This is a genomic window from Bradyrhizobium sp. Ai1a-2, from assembly GCF_000426245.1.
Classification (GTDB): Bacteria; Pseudomonadota; Alphaproteobacteria; order Rhizobiales; family Xanthobacteraceae; genus Bradyrhizobium.
Map to the genome: position 1 here is coordinate 1 of NZ_AUEZ01000184.1, position 3,896 is coordinate 3,896.

Sequence of the window (3,896 nt, forward strand, 5' to 3'; positions counted from 1 at the left end):
ATCGAGCTCTCAGACGACCAAATCCGTCAGCTTCGCAATCGGGTACGACGCACCAAGCGTTCGAAGAAGGAGGCATCATGAAGTCATCGGCTCCGCAATTACGTCGTGCCATTGTGACACGGGGACTTGGCTTGTGATCAGCAATGATCCTTTGTCGTAGCGATCGTCGACGATCTCGAGCAGATCGCGACGCTGGTCGGCGGTGAGTGGCCCCAGTCGTCCAATATGAGCAAACTGACGCGCTCCAGCGCACCGATCAGGCGAGAAAGACGGCCTTCGCCGCGCGCCTGAGCGAGATCGGCGAACAGGCGGGGAGCGCGCTTGTAGAGGACGGAGAAGCCGTCGCGGCAAGCCTTGTTGCCGAGTGCGCAAGCAAGCCAGGACTTGCCGGTGCCGGTCGGACCGACGATGACCAGATGGTTACAATCACGGATCCATTGACCGGTGGCGAGGTTCTGGAAAAGTGAGCGGTCGAGACCGCGAGCGGTGCGATAATCGACGTTCTCGATGGTGGCGGCCTGCCGGAGCTTGGCGCTGGTCAAGCGGCGCACGAGGCGACGGTTGTCGCGGGCGGTGACCTCGCGATCAACGAGCAGGCCGAGCCAATCGGGATGCGGCATCTCTGCTGCTTCGGGATTGTTCTGCAGTTCGATGAGCGTGTCCGCCATGGCAGTGAGGCCGAGTGCACGCAGGCGCTCGACGGTCGGGTGAATGAGCACGATGATCTCCTGATCAGTTGTAGTAGCCGCGGCCGCGGATGTTGGCGTGGAGGAGGATGGGCGCCTCTTGGGCGGGAGGAGCGGTTTTGTCGGTGGCGTTCTTGAGGATGGCAGCGACCGATTTGTAGGAACGGGCATTGAGCAGAAGCGCCCGGGCGCGGGCGGCGTCGACGCGTTCCTGGCCGTAGCGCTTGACCAACCCGAGAATGCCAATGGCGGAGCGGAAGCCTTGTTCCGGATGCGGCCGCGAGCGCAGAATGACATCGATCAGCGTCTCGGCGTCGGGCCCCACCTTGACGGCCGCGGAACGGATGCGTTCAGGGGTCCAGTCGCGGTAGCGGCGATGCGAGCTTGGCATATGCTCGGAGATCGTCGTGGGACGATGCGGCAAGGCACTGCGCAGATGTGACGCCACCCGCTTACCACGGAGGAAAATCTCGACGGTCCTTAAGGTGATCCGCGCCTCGACCACCTGATGCACGAGGTTGTGGGGAACGCTGTAATAATGCTTGGCAATCTCGACATGATAATCGAGGTTCACCCGGCAGCGCTTCCACTCGGCGTACTCGTACGGCTCGTCCGGCAAGGGGATGAGTGCCGGACGATCGAGTTCCTCGAACAGCTCACGCCGGCTTCGTCCCCAGCTCCGCAACGCTCGATCGTTCAAATCGACAAGAAGCGCATGGATCGCCTCGTTGAGGGCGGCAATCGAGAAGAAGCGGCGGTTGCGTAGGCGCGCCAGAATCCATCGCCCGACGATTTGGACGCCCACTTCGACCTTGGCCTTGGCAAAAGTTGTCGACTGCAGGTCATGGGGGTACGACCCAGCAAAAGGTGCGGATCACGCATCCCTTCCATCCGTTTTGCGGTCGCAAGTTCGAGCTGATCTGTCGGCGCCGTCATTGGGGCGAAGACCGGGTGGTCTATGAGGATCAGAACGGTCGACTTTGTACGATCGCTAGCGCATGGACCGATATCGATCCACCCGATGAGTTCTTGCTGATCGCTGCGGGTAGAGCAGCCTTTTGCGCGGTTGACCTGTTGGCGCTTTGTGACGCGCTGGACCGGCTCGCGGAGAGCATGGGCGCCAGCGATGCGTAAATCTAAATACGCCGCACGTGTAAAGATAATAACGCCATACCGACGACGCGGTGCGGCGTATTATTGCGCTAGTATCGGCGATAAATCTTCATATAGCGGCGACATCTCCATTGACGCTCAACATATAGAGGCGTCTTTATATTTACGTAAGATTGAGGCCGAGCATGGCCAGGGCGAAGAAGCGGGATCCGAAGAGCGAGGCGCTGGCGCAAGACGGCGTCCTCAATCCAAATCCGGAAGCCGTCCGCGACCCCTCGTTCGTCAGCAACCCATTCTTCGATGCGAAGGACCTGGTGCAAGTGCGCTACGAGATGGTGCGACGTCACCAGGTCGACGGCGTTGCGATCAGCGAGGCCGCCGAGACATTCGGCGTGACGCGCCCGACCTTCTACAAGGCGCAGAGCGCCCTGCAGACCGCCGGGCTTGCCGGCCTGTTGCCGAACCGGCGAGGCCCCAAAGGCGGCCACAAGGTCTCCGCCGAGGTCGTTGCGTTCGTCGCCGCTCTCAAAGCTGCAAGACCCGAACTGACGACGTCGCACTGCCTAGATGCGATCTCGGCGCGGTTCGGCGTCAAGGTGCACCGACGCAGCCTGGAGCGGGCGCTGGCGCGCAAAAAAAACGACTCAAGCCAGCTTGATCGTCGCGCCTGCGGACGCCGCGGACAGCTACGAGAAGCTACGCGCCGCCGCATTGCGTGCCGAGTTCACGGCCTGCCCTGGTCTCACCATTCTTCGTCGACGGGGATTGGCAGCGTGGATCCGAGCACGCGGACAGGAGGTCGATACCGAGGCGGCCTGCTGCGACCATCGGTTCACGCACTCGGCCCCAGACAATCCGTCGCCCGCAACAAGCGACGTCACGCGCCTCATCGCCGGCATCCTCGTCGCCATCGCAATGGAGCCCTTCCATGCCTGAGCTTAAAGTCACTGCCGACCATCTCAAGCGCGACGCTTACCTCTATGTCCGCCAATCGACTCTTCGCCAAGTCGCCGAGCACGGCGAGAGCACCGAGCGCCAATATGGGTTGCGGGATCGAGCAGTTGTGGCCGGCGGGCCGGTCGAGCGCGTTCACGTCATCGATCGCGATCTCGGCAAATCCGGTTCAAGTACGACAGCACGCGACGGCTTCCAGCAACTGGTGAGCGAGGTGGCGCTCGGCAAGGCCGGTATTGTTATGGGGCTGGAGGTCTCACGCCTTGCGCGCAACTCGGCCGACTGGCACAGGCTCATCGAGCTTTGCGCATTGACGGCGACGCTCATCCTTGACGAAGACGGTATCTACGATCCAGCCAGCTTCAACGATCGCCTCTTGCTCGGCCTCAAAGGTACGATGAGCGAGGCCGAGCTGCACATCCTCAAAGCACGCATGCGTGGTGGTCAGCTCAACAAGGCCCGTCGCGGCGAGCTCGAGATGTGCCCTCCGGTCGGGCTGGTTTACCGGAACGATCGGACGATCGGCCTCGATCCCGACCTCCAGGTGCAGAACGCAATCCGTCTCGTGTTCGATACCTTCGAGCAGACCGGAAGTGCGATGCAGACAGTCCGCTTCTTCCGGGAGCAAGGTTTGCTGTTCCCGCGCCGACTCCGGACAGGATCGAACAAGGGCGACCTCCTGTGGGCGGCGCCGCACCATGCGCGCGTTCTGCAGGTGCTCCACAATCCGCGCTACGCCGGCGCTTTTGCGTATGGCCGAACGCGCATACGGCACCGGCCCGATGGTGGCACCGGTGTCGTCAAGGTTGCCAGGGCCGATTGGCAGTTCGTTATGCCGGGGATGCACCAGGGCTACATCGACTGGGAGCGCTTCGAGGCCAAGCAGCGGCGGCTCGCCGACAACGCTCGTGCCTTCGGTGGCGAGCGGCGGTCGGGGCCGGCGCGCGAGGGGCCGGCGCTCCTCCAAGGTCGCGTGGTCTGTGGCCTGTGTGGCGAACGCATGGGTGTGCGCTACAGCCAGGAGCACGGCGGCACCGTCCCAACCTATCGTACGCATACGACGAAGACCGCCTGATTGACGCATGCGCGCGGGCACGGCGAGCTCTATGATGGCGTTGCGTGAAGGTCAGGCGGCCTGGTGAT

General features: G+C 62.7%; 5 protein-coding genes and 1 pseudogene. 4 read left to right on the top strand and 2 right to left on the bottom strand.

The features are described 5' to 3' along the window. Positions 1 to 137: 137 nt before the first annotated feature. Both K288_RS48960 and K288_RS48965 read right to left on the bottom strand, forming a co-directional pair. On the bottom strand, positions 138 to 719 hold the full coding sequence (locus K288_RS48960) for an ATP-binding protein (protein ID WP_244443485.1): 582 nt from the start codon (positions 717 to 719) through the stop codon (positions 138 to 140). Positions 720 to 732: 13 nt separating this feature from the next. Continuing rightward, a complete protein-coding gene (locus K288_RS48965) occupies positions 733 to 1,491 on the bottom strand; it encodes a transposase (RefSeq protein WP_201449824.1) in 759 nt (252 codons plus the stop codon). 62 nt (positions 1,492 to 1,553) lie between these two features. Here K288_RS48965 and K288_RS0142700 point away from each other — a divergent pair, with 62 nt between their 5' ends. From K288_RS0142700 to K288_RS48975, 4 genes and pseudogenes are all read left to right on the top strand, one after another. Continuing rightward, positions 1,554 to 1,820, top strand: a complete 267-nt coding sequence (locus tag K288_RS0142700) for a DUF5372 family protein (protein WP_027584789.1) — start codon at positions 1,554 to 1,556, stop codon at positions 1,818 to 1,820. 164 nt (positions 1,821 to 1,984) lie between these two features. After that, positions 1,985 to 2,293: pseudogene (locus K288_RS55630) on the top strand (helix-turn-helix domain-containing protein); the annotation flags it as partial. 160 nt (positions 2,294 to 2,453) lie between these two features. Further along, positions 2,454 to 2,735 (top strand): hypothetical protein, encoded by a 282-nt coding sequence (locus tag K288_RS54450; RefSeq protein WP_027584790.1) that lies wholly within the window; start codon positions 2,454 to 2,456, stop codon positions 2,733 to 2,735. Continuing rightward, on the top strand, positions 2,728 to 3,828 hold the full coding sequence (locus tag K288_RS48975; RefSeq protein WP_084800130.1) for a recombinase family protein: 1,101 nt from the start codon (positions 2,728 to 2,730) through the stop codon (positions 3,826 to 3,828). The genes K288_RS54450 and K288_RS48975 overlap by 8 nt, the downstream gene beginning before the upstream one ends. The last annotated feature ends 68 nt before the right edge of the window (positions 3,829 to 3,896 follow it).

Bases quoted from the DNA above. Each gene is read 5' to 3' on its own strand.
- K288_RS48975 (WP_084800130.1), top strand. From the start codon at position 2,728: ATGCCTGAGCTTAAAGTCACTGCCGACCATCTCAAGCGCGACGCTTAC.